The organism is Herbaspirillum sp. SJZ107 (assembly GCF_006715485.1).
GTDB lineage: Bacteria > Pseudomonadota > Gammaproteobacteria > Burkholderiales > Burkholderiaceae_D > Telluria.
In genome coordinates this window covers 1,690,784-1,716,571 of sequence record NZ_VFNH01000001.1, presented here as the reverse complement: position 1 = coordinate 1,716,571, position 25,788 = coordinate 1,690,784, and the positions used below count along the sequence as shown (strand labels likewise).

At 66.0% G+C, this 25,788-nt stretch carries 25 protein-coding genes; 15 read left to right on the top strand and 10 right to left on the bottom strand.

Annotated features, from left to right (window positions below; translation table 11 throughout):
* Positions 1–61 precede the first annotated feature (61 nt).
* Together FBX97_RS07730 and FBX97_RS07725 are read left to right on the top strand one after the other, a co-directional pair.
* Positions 62–1,267: a DUF2863 family protein gene (locus tag FBX97_RS07730; protein WP_141830051.1), complete on the top strand. Its 1,206-nt coding sequence runs from the start codon at positions 62–64 to the stop codon at positions 1,265–1,267.
* A 356-nt stretch (positions 1,268–1,623) separates the two neighbouring features.
* Positions 1,624–2,847, top strand: coding sequence for a glycosyltransferase family 1 protein (locus tag FBX97_RS07725; protein ID WP_141830050.1), 1,224 nt, complete (start codon positions 1,624–1,626; stop codon positions 2,845–2,847).
* 527 nt (positions 2,848–3,374) lie between these two features.
* Here FBX97_RS07725 and glf read toward each other — a convergent pair.
* The 3 genes from glf to FBX97_RS07710 form a co-directional block, all read right to left on the bottom strand.
* Positions 3,375–4,529: a UDP-galactopyranose mutase gene (glf, locus tag FBX97_RS07720; RefSeq protein ID WP_141830049.1), complete on the bottom strand. Its 1,155-nt coding sequence runs from the start codon at positions 4,527–4,529 to the stop codon at positions 3,375–3,377.
* Positions 4,530–4,810: 281 nt separating this feature from the next.
* Positions 4,811–5,125, bottom strand: coding sequence for a KGG domain-containing protein (locus FBX97_RS07715; RefSeq protein ID WP_141830047.1), 315 nt, complete (start codon positions 5,123–5,125; stop codon positions 4,811–4,813).
* Positions 5,126–5,273: 148 nt separating this feature from the next.
* Positions 5,274–6,419: a mechanosensitive ion channel family protein gene (locus tag FBX97_RS07710; RefSeq protein WP_185748502.1), complete on the bottom strand. Its 1,146-nt coding sequence runs from the start codon at positions 6,417–6,419 to the stop codon at positions 5,274–5,276.
* A 143-nt stretch (positions 6,420–6,562) separates the two neighbouring features.
* Here FBX97_RS07710 and FBX97_RS07705 point away from each other — a divergent pair, with 143 nt between their 5' ends.
* Together FBX97_RS07705 and FBX97_RS07700 are read left to right on the top strand one after the other, a co-directional pair.
* On the top strand, positions 6,563–9,748 hold the full coding sequence (locus FBX97_RS07705) for a response regulator (RefSeq protein ID WP_141830044.1): 3,186 nt from the start codon (positions 6,563–6,565) through the stop codon (positions 9,746–9,748).
* Between the two features lie 19 nt (positions 9,749–9,767).
* Positions 9,768–10,205 (top strand): NUDIX hydrolase, encoded by a 438-nt coding sequence (locus tag FBX97_RS07700; protein WP_141830042.1) that lies wholly within the window; start codon positions 9,768–9,770, stop codon positions 10,203–10,205.
* A gap of 6 nt (positions 10,206–10,211) precedes the next feature.
* Here FBX97_RS07700 and FBX97_RS07695 read toward each other — a convergent pair whose 3' ends face one another.
* A complete protein-coding gene (locus FBX97_RS07695) occupies positions 10,212–12,527 on the bottom strand; it encodes an ATP-binding protein (protein WP_141830040.1) in 2,316 nt (771 codons plus the stop codon).
* Between the two features lie 217 nt (positions 12,528–12,744).
* Here FBX97_RS07695 and FBX97_RS07690 point away from each other — a divergent pair, with 217 nt between their 5' ends.
* Positions 12,745–13,578 (top strand): phytanoyl-CoA dioxygenase family protein, encoded by an 834-nt coding sequence (locus FBX97_RS07690; RefSeq protein ID WP_141830038.1) that lies wholly within the window; start codon positions 12,745–12,747, stop codon positions 13,576–13,578.
* Here the strand turns inward: FBX97_RS07690 and FBX97_RS07685 are convergent.
* From FBX97_RS07685 to FBX97_RS07670, 4 genes are all read right to left on the bottom strand, one after another.
* Positions 13,568–13,771, bottom strand: coding sequence for a hypothetical protein (locus FBX97_RS07685; RefSeq protein WP_141830037.1), 204 nt, complete (start codon positions 13,769–13,771; stop codon positions 13,568–13,570). The two genes, FBX97_RS07690 and FBX97_RS07685, sit on opposite strands and share 11 nt — an antisense overlap.
* 64 nt (positions 13,772–13,835) lie before the next feature.
* Positions 13,836–14,105, bottom strand: a complete 270-nt coding sequence (locus FBX97_RS07680) for a DUF5985 family protein (protein ID WP_141830035.1) — start codon at positions 14,103–14,105, stop codon at positions 13,836–13,838.
* Between the two features lie 2 nt (positions 14,106–14,107).
* A complete protein-coding gene (locus FBX97_RS07675) occupies positions 14,108–14,365 on the bottom strand; it encodes a DUF5985 family protein (protein ID WP_141830034.1) in 258 nt (85 codons plus the stop codon).
* Positions 14,366–14,758, bottom strand: a complete 393-nt coding sequence (locus tag FBX97_RS07670) for a hypothetical protein (protein ID WP_141830032.1) — start codon at positions 14,756–14,758, stop codon at positions 14,366–14,368.
* A 175-nt stretch (positions 14,759–14,933) separates the two neighbouring features.
* On the opposite strand from FBX97_RS07670, the gene FBX97_RS07665 reads away from it, so the two are divergent.
* From FBX97_RS07665 to FBX97_RS30025, 4 genes are all read left to right on the top strand, one after another.
* Complete coding sequence (locus FBX97_RS07665; RefSeq protein ID WP_141830030.1) at positions 14,934–15,725, top strand: DNA/RNA non-specific endonuclease; 792 nt, start codon at positions 14,934–14,936, stop codon at positions 15,723–15,725.
* 23 nt (positions 15,726–15,748) lie between these two features.
* Positions 15,749–16,009 (top strand): hypothetical protein, encoded by a 261-nt coding sequence (locus FBX97_RS07660; protein ID WP_141830028.1) that lies wholly within the window; start codon positions 15,749–15,751, stop codon positions 16,007–16,009.
* A 246-nt stretch (positions 16,010–16,255) separates the two neighbouring features.
* Positions 16,256–16,687, top strand: coding sequence for a YsnF/AvaK domain-containing protein (locus FBX97_RS07655; RefSeq protein WP_255517341.1), 432 nt, complete (start codon positions 16,256–16,258; stop codon positions 16,685–16,687).
* A gap of 23 nt (positions 16,688–16,710) precedes the next feature.
* Positions 16,711–18,429: a DUF2382 domain-containing protein gene (locus FBX97_RS30025; RefSeq protein WP_255517340.1), complete on the top strand. Its 1,719-nt coding sequence runs from the start codon at positions 16,711–16,713 to the stop codon at positions 18,427–18,429.
* 63 nt (positions 18,430–18,492) lie between these two features.
* Here the strand turns inward: FBX97_RS30025 and FBX97_RS07645 are convergent, their stop codons facing one another.
* Together FBX97_RS07645 and FBX97_RS07640 are read right to left on the bottom strand one after the other, a co-directional pair.
* Positions 18,493–19,494 (bottom strand): sensor domain-containing diguanylate cyclase, encoded by a 1,002-nt coding sequence (locus FBX97_RS07645; RefSeq protein WP_255517339.1) that lies wholly within the window; start codon positions 19,492–19,494, stop codon positions 18,493–18,495.
* A 168-nt stretch (positions 19,495–19,662) separates the two neighbouring features.
* The gene (locus tag FBX97_RS07640) at positions 19,663–20,142 is read right to left on the bottom strand and encodes a hypothetical protein (protein ID WP_141830027.1); all 480 of its coding nucleotides are present in this window, start codon (positions 20,140–20,142) and stop codon (positions 19,663–19,665) included.
* Positions 20,143–20,355: 213 nt separating this feature from the next.
* Between FBX97_RS07640 and queE the strand changes: the two genes are divergently transcribed.
* The 6 genes from queE to FBX97_RS07610 all read left to right on the top strand — a co-directional run bounded on the left by queE (position 20,356) and on the right by FBX97_RS07610 (position 25,751).
* Positions 20,356–20,991, top strand: a complete 636-nt coding sequence (gene queE / locus FBX97_RS07635; protein WP_141830025.1) for a 7-carboxy-7-deazaguanine synthase — start codon at positions 20,356–20,358, stop codon at positions 20,989–20,991.
* A gap of 24 nt (positions 20,992–21,015) precedes the next feature.
* Positions 21,016–21,462 (top strand): 6-carboxytetrahydropterin synthase QueD, encoded by a 447-nt coding sequence (gene queD, locus FBX97_RS07630; protein ID WP_141830023.1) that lies wholly within the window; start codon positions 21,016–21,018, stop codon positions 21,460–21,462.
* 90 nt (positions 21,463–21,552) lie between these two features.
* Complete coding sequence (gene tadA, locus FBX97_RS07625; protein WP_255517400.1) at positions 21,553–22,053, top strand: tRNA adenosine(34) deaminase TadA; 501 nt, start codon at positions 21,553–21,555, stop codon at positions 22,051–22,053.
* Positions 22,054–22,169: 116 nt separating this feature from the next.
* Positions 22,170–23,096, top strand: a complete 927-nt coding sequence (locus FBX97_RS07620) for an alpha/beta fold hydrolase (RefSeq protein ID WP_141830019.1) — start codon at positions 22,170–22,172, stop codon at positions 23,094–23,096.
* A complete protein-coding gene (gene ldcA / locus FBX97_RS07615; protein WP_370457176.1) occupies positions 23,093–24,025 on the top strand; it encodes a muramoyltetrapeptide carboxypeptidase in 933 nt (310 codons plus the stop codon). The genes FBX97_RS07620 and ldcA overlap by 4 nt, the downstream gene beginning before the upstream one ends.
* A gap of 124 nt (positions 24,026–24,149) precedes the next feature.
* The gene (locus FBX97_RS07610) at positions 24,150–25,751 is read left to right on the top strand and encodes an ABC-F family ATPase (protein WP_141830016.1); all 1,602 of its coding nucleotides are present in this window, start codon (positions 24,150–24,152) and stop codon (positions 25,749–25,751) included.
* Positions 25,752–25,788: the final 37 nt, after the last annotated feature.

Here is a 25,788-nt window from a genome sequence, read left to right as displayed (position 1 = left end):
TTTGGCGGCGTATTTTCATCCTGTTACCATGGCGGCTCAATGACTCTTTAATGATTTCGCCATGCCCAAAAACAAGCGCCCCGCACCCCGCAAGCCCGTGAAACAGGCGGCGGAGCCCGACCACGAAGCGCTGGCGCAGAACCTGGTCGATCTTGCGCTCGAGATCGCCGAGCGCGAAGACCTCGAGCCGGCCGTGCTGGCCGCGCGCGAACAGGACGTGCAGACACTGGTGCGGCGCGCGCTGCGCCGCAAGCACGACGAGGTGCTGTACGGCGCCATCGAACTGGCGCGCTACACCGATCCGGGCGCCTGCCGCTGGCTGCGCGACAAGATCGAGGAAGAAGCCGCGACCGTGCATGCGCGCGAGGGCGACGAGGAACTCGAGATCGACGCCTTCATGATCCCGCTGTTCGTCACCAGTACCGGCGGCCTGGTGGAGGCCGACGTGTTCCAGGACGATGCCGCCTTCGAGGAACTGAACGACAGCTTCCGCCAGGCCGGCCTGGCCAGCGCCGATGCGCGCGTGGTACTGGTGCGCCACCTGTACGACCTCGACGAGGTCGAAGCCCTGCGCTACAGCGACCTGCAGGAGATGCTGCGCGAGGCGCTGCAATCGATGCGCTCGAAAAAGCTGGTCGCCGCCCCGGCGATCGAGGCCAGCATGCGCGGCTGGCAGCCGGGACTGGCCGACGCCCACGAAGAAGCGATGGAACTGCGCTTCCTGCTCGGCTTTTCCCTCAAGCACGCCGACGACCCGTTCTACCGCGTGCCGAAGGACGAAGAAGCGGCCGACGCCTACTTCGAAGGACGGCTGGCGCGCTACCGCATGTGGGCCGGCAGCATCGCGCCTTTGTTGCAGCGCAACCTGTCGCGCAAGCCGACCGAACTCGATCTCAATTTCCTGTACCAGGACCTGTTCTACGGGGCGATGGAGCAGGGCGTGTCGGAGCTGGCGATGCTCGCCACGCTGGCCGAAGTCAACTGGCGCCTCGATGGCCAGGACCTCGAGCCGGAGCGCATCAAGGCGGTGGTGGCGCCGGTCGAGGCCGGAGACCATGCGGCGCTGCGCATCAACCTGTACGCGCTGGGCGGCGGGGCGCCGCTGGCGACCATCGACAAGCCGGTCGACCTGGCCGACGACCTCGAAATCGAGCTCGAAGACCTGTGCGACGCGCTCGCCACGGTGGACCTCGATGGGATACTGGTGGCGACCGGCTTCGATGATGACGGCGAGCCCCAGGGCGCCGAACCCTACCTGACCGCCTAGGGCGCTGTCACAGGGCGTGCGCAGCCGGGTCCCGGCACCGCAACCGGGTCTGCACATGGATGCGCACGCAAGGCGTACAGGATGAGTCGTCGTACGGTTTTACCCTTTCTATATGTAGGACGTAACCTACACCAGCCGTGGTAGACAAGCCTCTTCATAGGGAAGAGCAGGGCTGGCCGAGCCAAACAATTCCCATAAAGAAATTTTGCGCTGCACAAGCGAAAAATATTAGGAAAATTGCATGTTAGGATTGCATGTCCGCTGCGATGAGAGCGTCGCTTCCCAAGAGCGTGCGCCACCCGCCGGTCGCAATCCAGATTAACTAGAAACGCCACGAAGGCGAAAGGAACTTGAACATGCCGACCCTGATCGTGTTTTGCCACCTGCGTTGGGATTTTGTCTTCCAGCGTCCCCAGCACCTGATGACTCGCCTGGCGGAACACTACAATATCCTGTTCGTCGAAGAACCGGTGCACCATGAAGGGCAGGCATTCCTGCAGAAGACCGAAGTCGCCAAGAACATCACCGTGTGCCGTCCGCACACCCCGATCCAGCAATGGGGCTTCCACGACGACCAGCTGCCGACCCTGCAGACCCTGCTGGCCGACCTGGTGCCGCAAGGCGAACGTCCGGTGGTCTGGTTCTACACCCCGATGGCCCTGCCGCTGCTGCAGAGCTTCGAGCCGTCGCTGGTCATCTATGACTGCATGGACGAACTGGCTGCCTTCAAGAATCCGCCGAAACAATTGCTGCAGCGCGAAAGCGCACTGCTGAACATCGCCGACATTTGCTTCACCGGCGGCCCGAGCCTGTACGAATCGAAGCGTACCCGCCACGCCAACGCTTACTGCTTCTCGAGCAGCGTCGACGCCAAGCACTTCCGCCAGGCACTGGACAAGTCGAACAGCCACCCGGCCCAGGCCGACGTCGCCCATCCGCGCCTCGGCTTCTACGGCGTCATCGACGAGCGCTTCGACACCGACCTGATCAAGGAAGTCGCCGCCGCCCGTCCGGACTGGCAGATCGTGCTGGTCGGCCCGGTGGTCAAGATCGACCCAGCCAACCTGCCGCAAGGCGCCAACATCCACTACATGGGCCAGCGCACCTATGACGAGCTGCCGAAGTTCCTGGCCGGCTGGGATGTCTGCCTGCTGCCGTTCGCGCTGAACGAGTCGACCAAGTTCATCAGCCCGACCAAGGTGCTGGAATACATGGCAGCCGAGCTGCCGTCGGTCTCGACCCCGATCACCGACGTCAAGGTCCCGTACAGCCACGTGGTCGAAATCGCCAACGACGCCCAGGAATTCATCGCCGCCTGCGATCGCATGCTGGCCCTGGACGACGCCCAGAAAGCCGATCTGGCCGAGCGCATGCGCAAGGTCGTGGCCAACACCTCGTGGGACAAGACCGCCAACGCGATGCACGAGATCATCCAGTCGACCCAGCCGTCGAACAAGGCCGAGCGCCTGAACGCGGCCAAGGCCGAAGTCAGCGCCAACGACGCCGTCGAGGTGCTGCCGGTCGCGGCCAACCTGAAGACTGCGCGTGTGACCGATACGCCGGCGCAAGCTGCCGGCTAAGCCGGAACGAACGGGCCTTACCGGCCCGTGCGCCCAGAACCGCCCGTGCGCTTGCACCGGCGGTTTTTTTGCGTCTGGACATTTGCTTGGCTGCCGAAGGGCGAGCGACTATTTTCGTTCGCGTCACGATAATGGCGCGCGCGCCGTTCATCCCGGATGCCCGAGCGGAAGACGGGACGACGGTAGGGTGGACGGCTGCACCCCGAGGCCTGCGACAATGCAGCGCCGATGCCGTCCACGCGTCCAGGTGACGCCTGAATGAGGCCTCAACGGGTTACCGCCACAGGCGACGGGCGTTCTGCAAATGGTCTGCCGGGCGGCAGAATGCGGGTGGCTGGACGCATGGACGGCAGAGTCTTCCACCCTACTGGTCAGTCGGCTTCCTACGTCTCTCGGCGCCTGCGCATGGGTCAGAATAATCGTTCGCATCACGGAAAGGCAGGCCGCCTGTAGCGGCAATCCGGATGTGGGAGCGCCGTAAACGCAAAAAAGGCGCCGAAGCGCCTTTCGTTGCCGAAGCCTGGCAATCAGGCCAGCGGATCGATCACGAACGCCGGCATGGCGCCTTTGGCCTGCGCGGTTTCCAGGAACTTGTCCGCGGTGATCAGCGCCTCGTTGATGGTGACGTCCATGTCCAGGTAGCGGTAGGTACCCAGGCGGCCCATGAAGGTGACGTTGGTTTCCTGCTTGGCCAGGTTGACGTACTTTTCCAGCTGGGCCTTTTCGCGGGCCTGGCGGATCGGGTAGTACGGGGTGTCCTTTTCCTCGCACTGGCGGCTGTATTCCAGGTAGCAGATCGTCTTTTCGTGCTTTTCCCACGGAGCGAAGTGCTTGTGTTCCGTGACGCGGGTATAGCGCTGCGAGTTGTCGCAGACGTTGATGACCGCATTGCCCTGGTAGTCGCCGGTGTCGCGGAAGACTTCGAAGTCCAGCGTGCGGTAGGGCAGGCGGCCTTCGGTGTGGCCGAACCAGGCGTCGATCGGGCCGCTGTAGAACACGTGGTCGTAGTCGCCTTTGGCGTTCGGGTCGAACCTGGTGTTCAGGTGCACCTGGATGCCCGGCACGTCCAGCATCTTCTCGACGATGACGGTGTAGCCGTCCTTCGGCATGCCCTGGTACTTGTGGTTGAAGTAGTTGTCGTCGTAGTTGAAGCGGACCGGCAGGCGCTTCAGGATGCTGGCCGGCAGTTCGCTCGGCTGCAGGCCCCATTGCTTGATCGTGTAGGTCTTGAAGAAGGCTTCGTACAGCTCGCGGCCGACGAAGCGCAGTGCCTGCTCTTCGAAGGTCTGCGGGTTCTCGATGGTCTTGTCGCCGATTTCGGCCATGAAGGCTTCGGCTTCGGCCGGGCGGAAGGTCTTGTTGAAGAACTGGTTGATCGTCAGCAGGTTGATCGGCAGGGTGAACACGCGGCCGTTGGTGATGGCCTTGACGCGGTTCACATAGGGCATCATCTCGCCGAAGCGGTTGATGAATTCCCAGGCGCGCTCATTGTCAGTGTGAAAAATGTGCGGACCGTAGACGTGGAGCATGACGTTGGTTTCTGCATCGCGCTCGGAATGGCAGTTGCCCGCGATATGGGAGCGGGACTCGAACACTTCGACGTTGTACCCCGCGTGCGCAAGCTGATTGGCGACGACAGCTCCGGAAAAACCAGCTCCGACGATGGCAACATTCTTTTTCATTGATTTATCCTAAATGATGAGTAGTAATTCTTCTGGTCCTGCCCGTACCGGCGGCACGTCGTACAAAACATTCCGCACACCATTGCAACGTTTCGTGTGCTGATATTGTGACAAAAATATATCACTAGTCAGTCACAAAGCCCCGCACGATTGCCGCGCCGCGTCATGCACGGCGTTTATAGCTGAGGCCGCTTGAGCGAAGCGAAGCTGATGTAGTTCATACAAAAAAAAGCCGCCGGACAATGCCGGCGGCTGTTGCACGGGACTGGCCCGCGGAACGATTACTTGTCGTTCTTGTGGCTCTGCGAGCCGGCCTTGGCGTGCTGTTCCGGCGTGCCGCCGCGGGTGCTGTTGCCCGACTGCTTGCTGCCGCCACCGCCCTCGCTTTGCTGGTTGCCGTCGTTCTTGTGGCTCATCGAGCCGGCACGGCGTGCTTCTTCCGAGGTGAACTCGTGGGCATTGCCCGACGCGTGGGCTGCACGGCCGCCTTCCGAAGCGATTTCGCGTTGTTTCTGCGGATCCATCGAGGCGAAGCCGCGGTTGGAGGTGTCGCTCTGGTTGTTACCCTTGTTGCCGCCCTGGTTGTTCGATGCCATGATCGTTCTCCTTTAGTAGTTCACATTGGGTGCCTCGTTGAGGTGAAGTCATCTTATGCGCCGGGCATAGGACACGGAATAGGACACGCTGAGGCCGCCGTGTAGGAAGAGTCCGTCAATCTCGCTTTGTAACCAATGTTCAAAATCTTTAGTGAAACGACGGCCCCGGCGGCATCGCGCCTGCCGGCCGTCCCGCTGCCATGCCGCCCGGTACCGGCTCGCCGAGGCGCACGATCGACATCGGGTGGGCGAACTGGATGCCTTCCTGCTGGAAGCGGCGGTAGATGTCGAGGAAGATGTCCTGCTGGGCATCCATGTGCAGGATGTAGTCCGGGCTGCGGAAGTGGTAGACGATCTCGAAGTCGAGCGACCATTCGCTCCAGCGGAAGAAGTGGGCGCGCTCGAAATCGATGTTCGGCTTGGCGCCGATGATCTCCCTGATGATGCGCGGCACCCGGCACAGCTGCTCCTCGCTGGTGCCGTAGGCCACGCGCAGCACGAAGGCATTGCGGCGCGTCTCCATGCGCTTGTGGTTGTGGATGCGGCTCTTCAGCAGGTCGCCGTTCGAAAATACCACCTGTTCGCCGCCCAGGCCGCGCAGGCGCGTCGTCTTCAGGCCGATATGCTCGACCGAACCCAGCACGTCGCCGACGATGATGAAATCGCCGATCTCGAACGGCTTGTCGAGCATGATGGACAGCGAGGCGAACAGGTCGCCGAGGATGTTCTGGGTCGCCAGCGCGACCGCGATACCGCCGACCCCAAGGCTGGCCACCAGCGTCGTGATATTGATGCCGAAATTATCCAGCACCATCAGGGTAACGATGGTCCACAGCGCCAGGCGCAGCATGAAGGTCAGTACGCTGCGCGACGCGCGCCGTTCGCCGTCGCCGCCCAGGCGCACGCGGTCGCGCCAGGCGCGCAGGCCGACGTCGCCCCAGATCGCCAGCTGGAGCAGCAAGGCGCCGACCGCGACGCGCGCCACGAACAAGTCGCGCTTGGCATTCAGGTCGAGGAAGGTGCTGCCGAAATACATGGCGAATGCCGCGATGAACACGAAATAGGTACGCGACAGCATGGCCGCGAGGAAGTCGTCGATATTGGTCTCGGTCTTGCGCGCGTTCGCGGCAACATGGCGCAGCACATAGCGGCGCAGGAACAGCATGGCGGCGCCGGCCAGCACCGTCATCGCCAGCGCCAGGGTCCAGGCTTCGAGCGAATTGTTAAGGAAGGAGAACGCGCGGCCATCGGCGCGGAACGGAAAATGAAGCGGCAAGTGAAACGAGAAAGGCATGGGGCAAACTCCAGGCATCGTGCATGAAACGAACCGCCTAGTCTGGAGTGGCACGTTAAACTGCCGCGCACAATTGACTTTCAGCAGCATCGCGCCTACATTGTCTTATTAACAATCCACCTGCGCGCGGAGCCTGCGGCGCGATGAGCACCGACCACACCCCCAACATCCTCCTCGTCGACGACCAGCCCGCCAATCTTGCCGTGCTGGAGGCGATCCTGACCGGCGTCGGCGAACTGGTCGCCGTGACCTCGGGCGAGGCGGCGCTGCGCGAAGTGCTGGCGCGCGATTTTGCGGTGGTGCTGCTGGACGTGCGCATGCCGACCATGAACGGCTTCGAGCTGGCCGAACTGATCCGCCAGCACCCGCGCACCCAGGGCCTGCCGATCATCTTCCTGACCGCCGGGGACGCCGACGAGTTCCCGCTGGAGCGGGCCTATGCGCTGGGGGCGGTCGATTACATGACCAAGCCCTTCAACCCGGTGGTGCTGCGCGCCAAGGTATCGGTATTCATCGACCTGTACCGCAAGAGCGCACAGCTGGCCCGGGTGGAGGAAGAACGCCACCGCGCCGCCCTGCGCGACATCTTTCATCGCGCGCCGGCCATCATGGGCGTGATGCGCGGCCCTGACCACGTGATCGAGATGGCCAACCAGCGCTACCGCGAGCTGGCCTGCGGACGCGCGCTGGACGGCCTGCCGCTGCGCGAAGCGATGCCGGAGCTGGCCGGCCAGGAGTTCATCGAGGTGCTGGACCAGGTATATGCCAGGGGCCAGGCCCTCGAAGGCCACAACGTGCGCGTGCTGCTGCGCGGCGGCGAAGGCTGCGCGGCGCTGGAAGAGCATTTCCTCGACTTCGTGTGCATGGCGCTGCGCGAGCCGGACGGCAACGTGGACGGGGTGCTGCTGCACGGCGTCGACGTCACCGAGCGCACCCGCGCCAACCTGCTGGCGGTGGGCCAGCGCAGCGCCCTGGAACTGGCCGTCACCGACGCTCCGCTGGGCGACGTGCTCGACGTGCTGGCGCGCACCGCCGAGGACTACAGCGGCGGCGCGGCGCTGGCCTCGGTCCAGCTGATGACACCCGACGGCAGGCGCCTGCGCCATGCGGCGGCGCCGTCGCTGCCGGCCGCCTTCCAGCGCGAGGTCGATGCGATCCGGGTCGGGCCGGTGGGCGCGGCCGCCGCCAGCGCCGCCTGGCGCGCCGCCACCGTCAACAGCGCCGACATCGAGCACGACGCGCTGTGGGAAGGCCACCGCGACCTGGCCCGCGCCTACGGGCTGCACGCCAGCCGCGCGATGCCGATCCTGGCGCCGTCCGGCGACGTGCTGGGCACCTTCGCGCTGTACTTCCGCGACCGCCGCCACGCCACGCCGCAGGAACAGGCGGCGATGGCGCTGCTGGCCAACACTGCCTCGCTGGTGATCGGCCAGCGCCACGAAGCCGCCGAGCGCCAGGCCGCCGAGCAGCGTTCGCACGCGATCCTGGACAGCATGAGCGAAGGCTTCATCGCGCTCGACCGCGAATGGCGCATCACCTATGCCAACGGCGCCGCCGAGGACGTCACGCAGCGACGCAACGAAGACCTGGTCGGGGCCCAGTTCTGGGACCTGTTCCGCACGCTGCGCGGCACGCCCCAGGAAAGCGCGCTGCGCGACAGCGTGGCCGGGCGCGCCGCCAGCCGCATCGAGACCTTCGACCCGGGCCAGGAACGCTGGTTCGAGATCAACGCCTTTCCGATGGAAGAGGGCGGCACCGCGCTGTACTTCCGCGACGAGAGCGACCGCCGCCGCGCCGAGGCCGGGATCCGGCGCCTGGCCGCGGTGGCCGAGCAATCCTCGGATTTCATCGGCATCTTCACGGCCGACGCCGGCGGCATCTGGCTGAACCCGGCCGGGCGGCGCATGGCGGGCCTGGGCGCGCAGGCCAACATCGCGGCCTGGCGCATGATCGATTTCTTCCCGCGCGAAGACCGTCCTTTCATCGTCGGACAGGTGATGGCGGCCCTGACCGGCGACCAGGCCGAGTGGGAGGGCGAGCTGCGCCTGGCCCAGCCGGACGGCGGCGAGCCGCTGCCGGTCTACTTCAAGGGCTTCGCAGTGACCGACGGCGACGGCAACAACCTCGGCCTGGCGACGATCACGCGCGACATCACCCAGCAAAAGCGCGCCGAGGACGAGCTGCGCCGGGTGGCCGCCGACCTGTCGGAAGCGGATCTGCGCAAGAGCGAGTTCCTGGCCACGCTGGCGCACGAGCTGCGCAACCCGCTGGCACCGATCCGCACCGGGCTCGACCTGCTGCGCATGGCGCCCGGGGACACGGCCGCCGCCAAGCGCGTGCACGGCATGATGGACCGCCAGCTGGGCCACCTGATCCACCTGGTCGACGACCTGCTCGACATCGCCCGCATCACGCGCGGCAAGATCGAACTCAAGAAGGAGGCGGTGCCGCTGCCTACCATCGTCGGCATGGCGGTCGAGACCAGCGCGGCGCTGGTCGAAGCGCACGGCCACCGGCTGGAAGTGGACTTGCCGCCCGATCCGCTCGAGCTCGAGGCCGACGTCACGCGCCTGGTGCAGGTGCTGTCCAACCTGCTGAACAACGCCGCCAAATACACGCCGCACGGCGGCACCATCCGGCTGGCAGCCTGGCGCGACGATGGCCAGGCAGTGATCGCGGTGTCCGACAACGGCGTCGGCATCGGGCCGGAAGCGATCGGCTCGGTGTTCGAGATGTTCACCCAGGTGCGCGGTAGCCTCGACCGGGCCCAGGGCGGCCTCGGCATCGGCCTGTCGCTGGTGCGGCGCCTGGTCGAACTGCACGGCGGCCGCGTCAGCGCCTTTTCCGGCGGCCAGGGGCAAGGCAGCACCTTCACCGTGCGCCTGCCGCTGCGTCCCGGCAGCCCGCATGCACGTCCCGAGGAGAACGGCGCCGCAGGCGGGGCGGCGGCCACGGCGCCGCTGCGGGTGCTGGTGGTCGACGACAACGAGGATGCCGCCGACAGCCTGGCCGCGCTGCTGCAGCTGCTGGGGCACACCACGCGCGTCGCCCACGACGGTCCGGAAGGCCTGTTCCTGGCGGAGTCGTTCCAGCCCGACCTGGCCTTCCTCGACATCGGCCTGCCCGGCATGAACGGCTACGACCTGGCGGGGGCGATCCGGCGCATGGGCACGATGCAGCAGGTGGTGCTGATCGCGCTCACCGGCTGGGGCGCGCACAGCGACCAGCAGCAGTCGCAGGAAGCGGGCTTCGACCAGCACCTGACCAAGCCGGTCAGCCTGGAAGCACTGGAACAGGCGCTCGGCGCAGTCGCGCGGGCGCTGCCGTGACGATCACGAAAAGGAGACCATGAAGGCAGCGACGAAGGAACAGGGGATTTCCTGCGGCACGCTGGTAGTCGACGCGCAGCGGCGCCTGCTGCTGTGCCATGTGACGGGTACCGGCAAGTGGGACATCCCTAAGGGCATGCAGGATGCCGGCGAAAGCCTCCTGGAGGCCGCGATGCGCGAGCTGCGCGAGGAGACCGGCCTGGTGTTCGCGCCGGAACGCTTCGTCGAGATCGGGCGGGTCGAATACCGGCGCGACAAGGCGCTGCACCTGTTCCGCGTCGACGCCGGGGATGAGCTGCCGACGCTCGACCACCTGGTCTGCCACAGCTTTTTCCCGCACCACGTGACCGGCAAGCCGACCCCGGAGACCGACGGCTTCCGCTGGGCCACGCGCGCCGAAGCGGCGCGCCTGTGCTGGCCGCGCATGGCCGAGCGCCTGATGGCGCTCGAGTGGTAGATCCGTTCAGGCCAGCCTGGCCAGCACGTCCTCGATCGCGGCCACCGTCGCCGGCTTGGTGAGGTGCTCGTCGAACCCGGCCTCGCGCGTGCGCGCGCGGTCGGCTTCGCCGCCCCAGCCGGTCAGCGCCACCAGCCGGGTGGCGTCCAGCCGTGGATCGCGGCGGGCCGCCTGCGCCACCTCGTAGCCGGACATGCCCGGCATGCCGATGTCGAGGAATACCACCTGCGGCAGCATGGTCGTCATCATGCGCAGCGCCTGGTAACCGTCGTTGGCCACCGCGACCTCGTGCCCCATCATGCCGATCAGCGCCCCCAGGGTCTCGGCGGCGTCGCGGTTGTCGTCGACCACCAGCACGCGCAGGCCGGATGAAGCGGCGCTTGCGGCCTCCAACTGCGCCGCAGCGGGTGCAACGGCTGCCGCAGGCTGGGCCAGCGGCAGGCGCACCGTGAACACGCTGCCCTGGCCGGCGCCGCCGCTGGCCGCCGTGATCGAGCCGCCATGCAGCTCCACCAGGCTGCGCACCAGCGACAGCCCGATACCGAGTCCGCCCGGGATGTGCTGGGCGTGCTGCGATACCTGGGTGAACATCTTGAAGACCTCGTCGAGCGCCTCGGGCGGGATGCCGATGCCGTTGTCGGACACCGCGATCAGGGCCTGGTCGCCGTCGCGCTCGGCCGCCAGCACGATGGCGCCGCCGCGCGGCGTGTACTTGGCGGCGTTGTTGAGCAGGTTGCTGATCACCTGCGTGATGCGGGTGAAGTCGGCATGCAGCGTCAGCGGCGCCGCCGGCAGCCGCACGTCGAGATGGTGGCGTGCGCCTTCGATCAGCGGCATGCTGGTCTCGACCGCGGCGTTGAGGACGTCGCCGAGGTCGATCAGGGCCGGTTTCAGGTCGACCTGGCCGCGCGTGATGCGCGCAATGTCGAGCAGGTCGTCGACCAGGTGCACCAGGTGGTCGATCTGGCGGTCCATGATGTCCTGCACGCGCGCGATCGCGGCCGGGTCGGCCTTGGCGCGGCGCATCAGCTGCAGGCCGCTGCGGATCGGCGCCAGCGGGTTGCGCAGCTCGTGGGCGAGGGTGGCCAGGAATTCGGTTTTCAGCCGGTCCTGCTCGGCCAGGTCGTCGGCCAGGCGGCGCAGCTCGACTTCGGTGCGGCGCCGTTCGGTGATGTCGCTGAACAGCACCACCACGCGGTGGCTGCCGGGCGCGCCCACGCGCGCCGCGTACACGTCGTACCAGCGCCCGAGGCCGGCCGCCTCGTTGACGAAACGTTCCGGCTCGCCGGTCTGGGCCACCCGGCCATAGGTGTCGAACCAGTGCTGCTCGTGGGTCGGATTCAGGGCGCGCACGGTATGGCCGACCGCGTCCTTGAGTCCGGTATGGCGCTCGAAGGCCGGGTTGACTTCGAGGAAGCGGTAGTCGCAGGGCCTGCCGCTGGCGTCGTACAGCATTTCGATCAGGCAGACGCCGTCGTCGACCGACTCGAACAGGGTGCGGTAGCGTTCTTCGCTGGACTGCAGGCGCGCCTCGGATTCCTTTTGCAGGGTGGCGTCGATCACCACGCCGCGCACCCGCGCCGCGCCGCGTGGACCGCGCTCGACCCGGCCGCGCGCCAGCAGCCAGCGCCAGCCGCCGCTGAAGGTGCGCACTCGGAAGGTGGCGTCGTAGGGCGCGCCGGTTTCCAGTGCCTGGCGCAGGCGCGCCTCGGTCGGCGCCAGGTCGTCCGGGTGGACGGCGGCAAAATAGCGCGACAGCGGGGCGCCGTCGCTGGTCTCCGGGTTTAGTCCGAACAGTTCGGTCATGCGCAGGTCGCCGGTGACGCGGTCGCGTGTCACGTCCCAGTCCCACACCGCGACTTCGGCGCTGGCGATGGTCGATTCGAGGCGGGCGCGGGTTTCCTGCAGCGCCGCCTCGGCGCGGCGCCGCTTGGCCGCGCTGGCATAGGCTTCCAGGAAGAAGCTGGCCTTGGTGCGCAGGATCGGCACCGAAACCGGATCGTGCAGCACGGCCAGCGCGCCGGCCTCGAACACCGACTCCAGCGTGAATGGCGGATGCTGCGGGATGCCGTGCACCAGCAGCGGCGTGTGGGGCAGGCGCGCGCGCAGTTCGCGCACGCTGGCGAACATGGCATCGGCGTCGCCCGAGTAGCCGGCCAGGATCAGTGCAAAGCCGTCGCTGCCGGCATGCACCAGGGCTTCTTCGAGGCTGCGGGCGCGTATCAGTTCGTAGCCCAGCTCGGCGGCGACGCTGCCGACCGCCGGATCCGGTACCGGCCGGTCGCACAGGAACAGGACACGGCCGTGGTCGTGATCAATCATGGGGCCTCCCTGCGCGCAGGAGGACGGGCAAGGCCGGCTGAAGGCCGAGTGCTGCGAGATGCATGTATGTATTGTCAGAGTGGTCAGCCTGGCTGCGACTGTAGGAGGACTCGCGGTGAATGTCAATTACCGCACGGACTGTCGGGTGCGTGCCAGCGCCTGCGGTTTCCGGTAGGATGAGCCGCCTGAGGACTGCAATCGAACATCGGAGGAGACCATGGACACAGCAAGCCCGCGCACCGACTATGACGTAGCCGCCATCATGGGTGGCCTGTACGGTGACGGCATCATCGCCTGCAAGGGCGCCTTCAGCCCCGAGTGGGTGGGGCGCCTGAAGCAGGACATCGAAGGCCTGTTCGCCGAGGCGCGCCGCAGCCCGCGCGGCGCGCTCGAACGCGGGCCGAACCGGTTCTACGTCGAGGTGCATCCGGAACGCCTGTCCGGCTTCGTCGACATCGTCAGCCACCCGTGGGTGGTGGCGGTATGCGCGGCCGTGCTGGGCCCGGACTACAAGATCGTCGAAGCCGGCTTCGACATCCCGTTCCCGGGCGCGATGCACCAGCCCTGGCACCGCGACTTCCCGGCGCCGCCGGAAACCCTGGTCGGACGGCGCCTGAATTCGCTCGCCTTCAACATCACCACGGTCGACGTCACCGAGGAAATCGGTCCGTTCGAGATCGCTCCCGGCACCCAGTGGGACGACCTGGCGGATGGCGACCCGATGTTCCCGGACAAGTCGCACTATGCGCGCTACGAAGCGCGCGCCCAGCGCAAGCTGCCGAAAGTGGGCGACATCTCGGCGCGCTCGGCGCTGGCGATCCACCGCGGCACCGCCAACCGTTCCAGCCAGTCGCGTCCGGTATTCGTGCTGGGCGTGGATGCCCCGGACGGGCGCAACGCCGACAAGCACGACCTGCAGGTCACGCAAGCCTACTGGGACACGCTGCCCGAGGCCGTCCGCTGCCACCTGCGCTGCCGTATCGTGCCGGAACTGGAGAATATCGAACAGGCCCACACAATCGAGGGCCTGCGCATGGGCGTCACGATGTAGCGCCGTCGTCCTTCAGCGAATCGGCGAGGGCGTCCGAGGCGATGCCTTTCGGCGCCTTGCCGACCTGGCGCGCCATGTCGCCCTGCTGGTCGAGGTTGACTTCCTCGGCCACGTTGAATTGCCCGTCATCCTCGCCATCCGGCGGCAGCAGGTTTTCCGAGCGGTCCTTGTCCTGTTGGGTCGGTGCAGTCATTGTTGCCTCCTTTGCATGTTTCGGTGGCCCATTATGTGCCCGGCCCCATGCAGGAGGGCGCACGCTAGGACTTGTCGCGGCGCGACGGCAGGTTCTTTTCCAGGATCGCCCACAGGATCAAGCCGTACGCCAGCAGCCGCACCAGGTAGTGCAGCGGCGACTCTTCGTGCTCGTCGTAGGTCAGCGTGGTGACGATGCGGTGCACGCCCTCGATCCCGAAGGACAGCGCGAAATACAGGAAGAAACGGTCTTTCGTATTGCGCCAGAAACGCAGGAAGAACAGCCCGATGATGAGCGAGGCCATGGCGATCATGCCGGTAACGAGGTCGGTCACGCTCACTCCTTTTCGTAGATCAAGCCGTACAGCAGCAGCAGCATGGCGATCAGGGCTGCACCCTGGCGCACCGGCAGCAGGTAGACGTCGGGGAAGACGATCTTGTCGAGTACCAGGAATACATTGTTGATGGTCATCGCCACGAACGAGGCGCCGCTCCAGAACAGCAGCCGGTGGCGCGTGCGGCGATAAGCGGCCAGCAGCAGCCAGGCGCAGGCCAGCGAGGTGAGGGTGCACAGCACGTAGATGGTAACCGCCATTTAGGAGTCCTTGCGCCATTTGAAGGCGTCGGCGAACTGTTGCGCCTTGCGATCGAGGGAAGAGTGGATGAGGAGCGTGACTTCGACCAGGTGGGTGGCATACAGGTCGGCCAGGCGGTCGATACGGGTGCGCAGCGCTGCGCCGTCCGGCGCATAGCAATAGGAATCGGTGTGAGGCGGCGCGCAGCGCGCCGCCATGCCGGCCGCGCACAGGTCGGCCAGCAGTCCGTCCGCCGTCTTTTCGCGCACATACAGGCGCTGGGCGAGCGTGTCCTTGCGCCACTGGCGCGCCGGGTCGGCATGCATCAGCAGCAGGGCTTCCAGGAAGGGAACGGAGGGAATACTGGTCAGCACGAAGCGCCGGATGTCCTCGGGAATGGAGGGCTTGTCCACTGCCAATCTATTTGCTCAAATCTATTTAACTTTTAGAAACGCGAATTTTATAGTATTCCGACCAGAAATGGCGAATGGAATTCAAGCGTGCGCACTGTATATCTGAACAGCCCCATGCGGTAAGTCAAGGACGTGTCATATACAATGGCAGGTCGTTTGATCTTATCGAGTCCATATGTTTCAGAAGTTAATTGTCCGCGCCGTATTGATGGCCGGATTGCTGGCCGCGACCGCGGTCCAGGCCCAGGATGCTGCCTGCCCGGTGCACTACGTCGGCGGCCGCGCGCCCCAGATCACCAATCCCAGGCTGGCCCAGCAGACCCGCGCGCTGTGCTTCAACGTGTTCGGGGTCATGCATTCGGGCGTGACCCGGACCCCGCTGTGGTCGGCCGAGCACCTGCGCGCCGACAACATCGAGGCGGCCCAGGACCTGTCGCGCGAAAATTCTTTCCACGCCGAGCCGCGCCTGCCGCCGGCCCAGCGCGCCGAACTGGCCGACTATGCGCGCAGCGGCTTCGACCGCGGCCACATGGCGCCCAACGGCGATATGCCGGACCGCAGCAGCCAGCGCGACAGCTTCAGCCTGGCCAACATCGTGCCCCAGGACGGCGAGAACAACCGCTACGTGTGGGCCGCGATCGAAGGTGCGGTGCGCAAGATGGCGAAGAAGGAGGGCGACCTGTACGTGATCACCGGGCCGGCCTTCCTCGGGGCCAACCTGCGCCAGGTCGGCAAGGTGCTGGTGCCGTCGCACCTGTACAAAGTCGTGTACAGTCCGCGCCAGAAAGCCGGCGCCGCATGGTTCATCGAAAACCAGGCCGACGCCAAGCCGAACGTGATCCCGATCACGGAACTGGAACGCATCATCGGCATCAACCTGCTGCCGGCGCTCGCCGAGCGCGACAAGGAACGCATGCTGCGCCTGCCGAAAATCCGCGACAACGGCGGCAAGCGCAAGCGCGACTGATCACTGTACCCGTAGAGGACCCCATGACTGCCAAGACCCCGAAATTCGCCCCCTTCGAGAATGAAGCCGACGTCGTCGAGATCGGCCGGCTCGCGCTCGAGAACCGGCTCGACCGCATCACGCTCTCCGGCGACCTCGACCTGACCGCCGACAAACCCGGCCTGGAACAGGCGCGCCTGCTGCACGACCTGCTGGGCAAGGTGGTGGCCAGCCTGGAAGCGAAGGACTTGCCCGACCGCCTGCCGCCGCCGCCAGTCAAGACGGTAGCCAATCCGTTCGGCTGAGCACGGCGCTTGCAATGGCAGAGCGCAAGCGGCTGCGCCACGCTCTGCCACGGCGCCCACGGACCCATCCGTGCGCGCGCTAACTAAAACTTTGATTTTACGGGCTTTTCAGCCCGTTTTTTGTTTCCGCGAACCCAGCTTTAAGGGCTCTTCCGTATTGATTATTTCCGCGCGTCTAGGGTGTGCGCTGCCGGGCCACTTTGGAGTAATCTCAATTGCTCCAACGCCGTGACCAGGAGCCGAATCGTGACCATTGATCCATCGCAACTCAACCAGGAACAGCAGGAACCGATCGTGGTTCCCGTCTACCAGGAGGAGGCATGGGTCGAGAAGCACGCCGTCGACACCGGCCGCGGCGTGCGCATCCACAAGACTGTCGCCGAGCACCCTGTCCGGATCGACGAACGCCTGTTGCGCGACGACGTGGAAGTCAGCCATGTTCCCGTGGACCGTATCGTTCCGCTGGACCAGGCGCCTGCCACCCGTTACGAAGGCGACACGCTGGTGGTGCCCATCCTCGAGGAAGTGCTGGTGGTCGAACGCCGCCTGCGCATCAAGGAAGAGCTGCGCATCACCAGGCACCGGCGCGAGGAGCACCACGCTGAAACTGTCCTGCTCAAATCGGAGCAGATCAGCGTGGAGCGCTTCGACGAGCACGGCGACAAACCATCAACGTGATACCTATCATCGGAGGAACCATCATGCAACATACTCTAGTAGCGGTTTTCGACAACCGTAGCGACGCCCAGAGCGCCATGGACGAACTGTTGGCATCCGGCTTCTCGCGCACCGACGTGAATGTTTCGAGCGCCGACCCGACCGGCCAGACCAGCAGCCTGAGCGGCGACGTGCCGGGCATCGACCAGACCCACGAGGAAGGCATCGGCGCATCGATCAAGCATTTCTTCACCGGCCTGTTCGGTTCCGACAGCGACACCCACGTGTCGCGCTACTCGGACGCGGTCACCCGCGGCCATCACGTGCTCACGCTGACTACCCAGTCGGAACCTGAAGTCGAGCGCGCCGCCGACGTCATCGAGCGCTTCGGCCCGGTCGACATCGACGAACGCCACGACCTGACCGGCAGCGCCGCCAGCCTGGGCGCCGGCGCCTACCAGCCGCAGTCGTCCTCCCTGTCGGGCGGTTCGATGGCCGGCGCTTCGATGCAATCCGGTTCGCAATCGATGTCGCAGCAATCGGCACTGCCGCCGGGCACCGAGCCGGGCTCGCTGCAGGGCTCGCAGGACAACAACCTGTACTTCGGCACCCAGAACACCGGCGACAACGTCCCGCGTGACACCTCCACCTTCCAGGAAACCCAGGGCCGCTCGCTGCAATCGGGCGACCTGGACGACGGCACCGGCCGCGACGCCGACAGCCTGCGCTCCTCGTCCGGCTCGCTGCAGGGCACCGCATCGCTGCAAGGCTCGAACGACGCCTCGCTGGGCGGCACCGCCGTCACCAGCGGCCAGTCGATGCAGCGTGACATGTCGCAGTCGTCGGACAGCACCTCCCGTGCCATCCCGGTGGTGCAGGAAGAACTGAAAGTCGGCAAGCGCGAAGTCCAGCGTGGCGGCGTGCGCGTCTTCTCGCGCGTCGTGGAAACCCCGGTCGATCAGACCATCGGCCTGCGTGAAGAGCACGTGAACGTCGAACGCCGCCCGGTCGACCAGCCGATCAGCAGCGCCGACGCCACCGCCTTCAAGGAACAGTCGATCGAGCTGCGCGAAACCGCCGAGGAAGCCGTGGTGCAGAAATCGGCCCGCGTGGTCGAGGAAGTCCTGGTCGGCAAGGAAGTCTCGCAGCGCCAGGAACAGATCCACGACACCGTGCGCCACACCGAGGTGCAGGTCGAGAACCTGGCCGGCGACACCACCCTGGGCGCTTCGCGCACGGGCGGCCTGGGCAGCGACGATGCCTGGCGCAAGGACTGGGATACCAATTATTCCAGCCTGGGCGGCAGCTATGACGACTATGCCCCGGCCTACCGCTACGGCAACGAAATGCGCAGCAGCTCGCAGTACAAGGGCCGCGACTGGAACGACGTCGAATCCGACCTGCGTACCAACTGGGAATCGCGCAATGCCGGCGGTGCGTCGACCTGGGAAAAATTCAAGGCGGCAGTGCGCCATGGCTGGGACAAGATTACCCCGGACATGGATGATGACGATTCCTACTACCGCACCCACTACAGCACCCAGTACGCCAACAGCGGCGACACCTACGACTCGCTGGCACCGGCCTACGGCTACGGCACCGAAGCGCGCCGCAACCCGAAATACCAGGGCCGCAACTGGGACGACGTCGAATCCGACCTGCGCACCGACTGGGACAGCCGCTATCCGGGCACCAGCGGCGCCTCGACCTGGGACAAGATGAAGTCCGCCGTGCGTCACGGCTGGGACAAGATGACTTCCTGAGCCCAGACCACCGCGTAAGCGGCAGTCAATAAGGAACGCCGGCGCTTGCCGGCGTTTTTTTGCTTATTGCGGCTGCTCCGGCGCCACCGGCAGGCTGATCCGGTTTCGCCCCATGTGCTTGGCGCGGTACAGGGCAGCATCCGCGATCGCCACCAGGTCGCTGGCGCTGTTCTCGGGCGAGGCGAGGGCGGTCGCGGCGCCGATCGACACCGTCACGTGTTCACCCGGCGCCATGCGGTTAGGCACCTGCAGCTGCTCGACCCGGGTGCGGATGCGCTCGGCGACCACCGCCGCGCCCTTCAGCGACTGGTTCGGCAGGATCACCGCGAATTCCTCGCCGCCGTAGCGTGCCACCAGGTCGTTGGCGCGCATCTCGCTCGAGACCGCGGTGGCGATGCGCTTCAGGCACTCGTCGCCGCCGAGGTGACCATTGGCATCGTTGTAGGCCTTGAAGTTGTCGACGTCGACCATCAGCAGCGACAGCGGCTGGCGCTGGCGCAACGCGCGCGCCCATTCCGCATGCAGGGTTTCGTCGAAACAGCGGCGGTTGGCCAGGCCGGTCAGGCCGTCGCGCGTGGCCAGCTGCTCGAGGGCGAGCTGGGCGTGCTTTTCCTCGGTCATGTCGCGCAGCGTCTGGACCACGGCGCTCAGCTTGCCGCGCTCGTCGAAGATCGGACTGGCGTCGGCGGCCAGGTAACGGCGCTTGCCGACGCGCGGCATGTCGCACCAGCTCTCGGCCGACAGGTGCGCGCCCGGCGCATGGAGCGAACCCGGACGCGGATGCAGCTGGGCGATGTCGCCGCCACGCTCCTGAATCAGCTGGTCGGCCAGCGTCGGCCGTTCCTGGTCGAAAAAGCTGCGCCAATGCTCGCGGGTGCCGATGACTTCGACCGACGCCACACCGGTCAGGCGTTCGCAGGCCCGGTTCCAGATCATGACCCGCGACGTCGCATCGAGCACGAACACGGGGATCGCCAGCATTTCCATCAGCTGGTGGGCGAAGGCCCGATCCGGATTGGTGCCCGTGGTATCCATGAGCCGCTGCAAGGTCGTGGTGCTTGTCATGTGCCGTCCTCGGTCTGTCGGTTAGAGTGTTGCTGACAAGAACCGATTTTGCTTCAGCGCAGATGGCGCCCTATTGATCTAGAACAATAGGGGGCAAACGCAGTAGGCGACGCCCCAGCGCCGTTGCTGGCGCCGGACAGAGCGTGATGAGGACGGCAGGTAGCCCGCTCAGCCTGCCTCCGCGGTGCGCGCAGTCTGGCGCACCGCCTTGGCGACCAGTTCCAGCCGCGTGCGCAGCATTTCGATGCGCGCCGCGGCGGCGGGGTCGGCAGCGCCGTTCTGCATCCGCATCAGCTCGGCCTGGACCAGGCCAAGCTGTCCGACCGGATCCTGGCGCAGGCCAATGCCGCCCTGGCCGCTGACACGGGCCAGCAACTGGTCGGCCTCGCGCAGCGCGGCGTCGGCACGGCTGCGCGCGCTGCGGGCGCGGCACTGGTCGGCTTCATCGCGCACCGCGCTGTCTTCGCTGCGGACGCGCCGGTACAAGGTACCGACCATGGCCGTGACCGCCACCAGCAGCAGCACGCTGGCATGCAGCCCGGCCGAGCCGGTTTCCCAACCCGCGCCCAGGATGACCGCCTGCCACATGGCGAACAGGACCAGGACACCGAGGGCAGCGCGCAGCGTAGGGTGCTTGAGTGTCTTCATGGCGGACCTTTCGACCGAGGTTTAGGACGAATGCGTTAGGACGATTCCGTACAGAGATTACGATTTTCCTTTGCGAAATATGTTGCCTATTCTCAACAGTCATGCGCAGGCCTTGTCCAGCCGGCAGGCGCAGGCAAAATCGGCGCCTCTTCTGCAGCCGTGGCTGCACGCGCTATAATGGAAGGTTGACGAGAAGCCTGAGCGAAACTTACTGTGACTTACAGCATCAAAGAGATTTTCTACACCCTGCAGGGCGAAGGCGCCCATGCCGGGCGTCCGGCCGTGTTCTGCCGCTTTTCCGGCTGCAACTTGTGGACCGGCCGCGAGAGCGACCGTGCGACCTCGATCTGCCAGTTCTGCGACACCGATTTCGTCGGCACCGACGGCGAGCGCGGCGGCAAGTTCAAGGATGCCGCCACCCTGGCCGCCGAGATCGACGGCCTGTGGCCCGACACCCATGCGGCCAGCAAATACGTCGTGTTCACCGGCGGCGAGCCGCTGCTGCAGCTGGATGCAGCCCTGATCGACGCCATGCACGCGCGCGGCTTCACGATCGCCATCGAGACCAACGGCACGCTCCCGGTGCCGGATGGTGTCGACTGGATCTGCGTCAGCCCGAAGATGGGCAGCAAGCTGGTGGTCGGCAAGGGCAACGAGATCAAGGTCGTGATCCCGCAGGCGGGGCAGGACCTGGCCGCCTACGAAGACCTCGATTTCGACAACTTCTATGTCCAGCCGATGGATGGCCCGCTGGCCGCCTTCAACACCAAGCTGGCGATCGAGACCTGCCGCCGCAATCCCAAGTGGAAGCTCAGCATCCAGACCCACAAACTCCTGCAAATCCCCTGACCGCAACACGGAACCGACCTTTACATGCTCACGATTACCCGCAAACTCGAATTCGATGCCGGCCACCGCATTCCTGACCACAAGAGCCAGTGCCGCAACCTGCACGGCCACCGCTACACCCTGGAGATCACGCTGACCGGCGCCGTCATCGATGTCGAAGGCAATTCCGACAACGGCATGATCATGGACTTTTCCGACATCAAGGCGCTGGCGAAAGAGCACCTGGTCGACGTGTGGGACCATGCCTTCCTGGTGTACGAAAAGGACGAGGCGGTGCACGGCTTCCTGAAGTCACTGCCGGGCCACAAGACCGTGGTGATCGACCGTATCCCGACCGTGGAAAACCTGGCGCAAGTGGCCTGGAACATCCTGAAAGCCGCCTACACCGACCGCTACGGCACCGGCCTGCGCCTGCAGAAGCTGGTCCTGCACGAGACCCCGAACTGCTGGGCCGAGATCACCGAGGGTTGAGCCATGCCTGACATCGCGCTGCCTGCCGCCGACCTCCTGCCTGCCGACGCTGCCGCCGCCGGCGCAGTCGATCCGGCCGACGCCCGCTACATGGGCCTGGCCCTGGCCGAGGCGCGCAAGGCCTGGCAGGAAGGCGAGGTGCCGGTGGGCGCCGTCGTGGTCAAGGACGGCGAGGTGATCGCCACCGGCTACAACCAGCCGATCGGCCGCCATGATCCGACCGCCCATGCCGAGATCATGGCCCTGCGCGCCGCCGCCGACAAGCTCGGCAACTATCGCCTGCCGGGCTGCGAACTGTATGTCACCCTCGAGCCGTGCGCGATGTGCTCGGGTGCGATGATGCATGCGCGCCTGGCACGCGTGGTGTACGCCGCCGGCGATCCCAAGACCGGCGTGTGCGGCTCGGTACTGGACCTGTTCGCGCTCGGGGAACTGAACCACCATACCCGGGTCGACGGCGGCGTACTGGCCGACGAGGCCGCCGCCATGCTGCGCGGCTTCTTTGCCGAACGCCGCGCCGCCCGCCGCGCGCCGGCCCCGGCGCCCGACGCCGCCGCGGTCACGTCCGCAATCCCGGGCAGCGGCGCCTGAGGCCGGCCGGCCCGCGTCCGATTGGGCGCCGGCTTGCGCCCATAAGCTGGTAAAAATGCTATGCTGGATTTCGAGTCGCATGGTGCGGCCGCCGAGCCTTCCTGAATCCAGCCGATATGCCCAGTCTGAACGCCAACGGCATCCGCATCGCCTTCGATACCGCGGGCGATCCGAAATCCGTCCCACTCCTCCTGATCAATGGGCTGGGACTGCAGCTCAGCGCCTGGCCCGACGAATTCGTCGACGGCCTGGCCGACCTCGGCTTCTACGTCATCCGCTTCGATAACCGCGACTGCGGCCTGTCCACCAAGTTCGAGCATGCCGGCACACCGAGCCTGGCCATGGCCTGGCTGCGCACCAAGCTGCGCCTGCCGCTGCGCGCACCCTACAGCCTCGAAGACATGGCCGACGATGCCATCGGCGTGCTGTCGGCGCTGGGCGTGGCACGCGCCCACGTGGTCGGCGTGTCGATGGGCGGGATGATCGCCCAGCTGATGGCGGCCAAGTTCCCATCGCGGGTACTGAGCCTGACTTCGATCATGTCCAGCAGTGGCCGCCGCGGCTTGCCGGGTCCGGCACCGGCCGTGCGGCGGGCGCTGGTGCGCCGTCCCGGCAGCGATGGCGACGTCGATGCCATGATCGAACACGGCGTCCAGCTGCTGCGCGCGCTGTCCAGCCCGGCATACCCGACCGCCGAGAAGCACCTGCGGCGGCGCGTCGCGCGCGCGTTGCGCCGTAACTGCTGTCCGGGCGGGGTCGCACGCCAGATGCTGGCCGTGACGGCCTGCGGCGACCGTACCCCGCAGCTGCGCACCGTGGTGGCGCCGTCGCTGGTCATCCACGGCGCCGCCGATCCGCTGGTGCCGCTGGCCTGCGGCGTCGACACCGCACGCGCCATCCCCGGCGCCCGCCTCGAAGTGATCGAAGGGATGGGCCACGACTTGCCCGTCCAGCTGATGGAACGCCTGCTCGCCTTGATCGACGCCCATGCCCACGGTAAGATGGCGCCCGACTCAACACCGCGGCTTTTCGTCAAACAGTGACCCTTCAACAAATCGCGCATCAAAAGCTCGGGATTGCGCTCGTGGCACCGGGCGGCTACGCGCCCGAGCCGGAAGCGATTGGCCGCGGCATCGCCCGCCTCGAAGCCCAGGGCATCCTGGTTCACAACTATTACGACCACGACGCCCGTCACCTGCGCTTCGGCGCCAGCGACGCCGGCCGCCTGGCCCAGCTGAACGCGGCCGCCGACGATCCCGACGTGCAGGTCGTGATGGCGATCCGCGGCCAGTACGGCATGAGCCGCCTGCTGCCGCAGATCGACTTCGAGCGCATGGCGGCCAGCGGCAAGATCTTCGTCGGCTACTCCGACGTCACCGCTTTCCAGATGGGCCTGTACGCCAAGACACGCGCGCTCAGCTATGCCGGACCGATGTTCGCCGGCGATTTCGGCGCCGCCGAGCCGGTCGACTTCACGCTGGACGACTTCTGGCACTGCCTGGCAGGGCCGACGCACGTCGTTTCCGGCACCGCCGCCGGCAATCCGGCGCTGGACGTGGGCGGCACGGTCTGGGGCGGCAACCTGGCGATGATCATGTCGGTCGCCGGCACCGAATACTTCCCGCCGGTCGACGGCGGCATCCTGTTCCTGGAAGACATCGCCGAGCATCCCTACCGCATCGAACGCATGCTGCTGCAGCTGATGCACGCCGGTGTGCTGCAGCGCCAGCAGGCGATCGTGCTGGGCGACTTCTCCGGCTACCGCCTGTCGCCGGGCGACAATGGCTACGATTTCGAGCAGATGCTGGCCTACCTGCGCCAGACCCTGCCGTGCCCGGTGCTGACCGGGCTGGCGTTCGGCCATATCCCGCGCCGGGTGACGATTCCTTTCGGCGCGCAGGGCAGGCTGGTCTCGAGCGACTCCGGCTGGACATTGACACTGTCCGACTACCCGACCGTGCGCACTGCCTGACGGCGCGCATGGGGGTGTGATGGCCCTGCCTGCTATCACGCTGTGGAACAGAATGGTAGAATGCGCGGTTAAACGAAACGTCGCGCGAATCACTACGCGAAACTCCACGCAAAAGGTAGCTCAAGTGCTCAGTACAGCCAATATTACGATGCAGTTCGGCGCCAAGCCGCTGTTCGAGAACATCTCCGTCAAATTCGGCGACGGCAACCGCTATGGCCTGATCGGCGCCAACGGTTGCGGCAAGTCGACCTTCATGAAGATCCTCGGCGGCGACCTCGACCCGTCCGCCGGTAACGTTTCGCTCGACCCGGGCGAGCGCCTCGGCAAGCTGCGCCAGGACCAGTTCGCCTACGAAGACGTGCGCGTGCTGGACGTGGTCATGATGGGCCACACCGAGCTGTGGGATGCGATCGCCCAGCGCGACGCCATCTACGCCAATCCGGAAGCCACCGACGACGATTACATGAAAGCCGCCGAGCTCGAGGGCAAGGTCGCGGAATACGACGGCTACTCGGCCGAAGCGCGCGCCGGCGAGCTGCTGCTGGGCCTGGGTATCGGCACCGATCTGCACCAGGGCCTGATGAGCGCCGTGGCGCCGGGCTGGAAGCTGCGCGTGCTGCTGGCCCAGGCCCTGTTCTCGGATCCGGACATCCTGCTGCTGGACGAACCGACCAACAACCTGGACATCCACACGATCAGCTGGCTGGGCGACATGCTGAACCAGCGCAACTCGACGATGATCATCATCTCGCACGATCGCCACTTCCTGAACTCGGTCTGCACCCACGTCGCCGACATGGACTACGGCACCCTGAAGGTGTACCCGGGCAATTACGACGACTACATGGAAGCGTCGACCCAGGCCCGTAACCAGCAGCTGGCGAACAATGCCAAGGCCAAGGAAAAGGTCGCCGAACTGCAGGAATTCGTGCGCCGCTTCTCGGCCAACAAGTCGAAGGCGCGCCAGGCGACCTCGCGCGCCAAGCAGATCGACAAGATCAAGATCGAGGAATTCAAGCCATCCTCGCGCGCCTATCCGTTCGTGCGCTTCGAAGGCGAGAAGAAGCTGCACCGCCTCGCCGTCGAGACCGAAGGCCTGAGCAAGTCCTACGACCGCACCCTGTTCAAGAATTTCTCGATCATGATCGAAGCCGGCGAGCGCGTCGCGATCATCGGCGCCAACGGTGCGGGTAAAACCACGCTGCTGCGCTCGATCGGCGGCCACGAGGTCACCGGCCTGGACGCCGATACCGGCCGCATCAAGTGGGCCGAGAACGCCAACCCGGGCTATATGCCGCAGGATCCGACCGAGGAATTCGCGACCGACGCCAACCTGACCGACTGGATGGGCCAGTGGACCCAGGAAGGCGACGACGACCAGGCGGTGCGCTCGATCCTGGGCCGCCTGCTGTTCGGCGGCGACGAAGTCAAGAAATCGGTGCGCGTGCTGTCCGGTGGTGAAAAGGGCCGCATGATGTACGGCAAGCTGATGCTGGGCCGCCACAACGTGCTGATGCTCGACGAGCCGACCAACCACATGGACATGGAATCGATCGAATCGCTGAACGTGGCGCTGGATAAATATGCCGGCACCCTGATCTTCGTCTCGCACGACCGCGAGTTCGTGTCCTCGCTGGCAACCCGCATCCTCGAGGTGAAGGAAGACCAGGTGGTGGACTTCCAGGGCAATTACGAGGATTATCTGCGTAGCCAGGGCCTGAACTGATTTCCGTGACGCGTAACGGTAAATAAACATTGGGGCG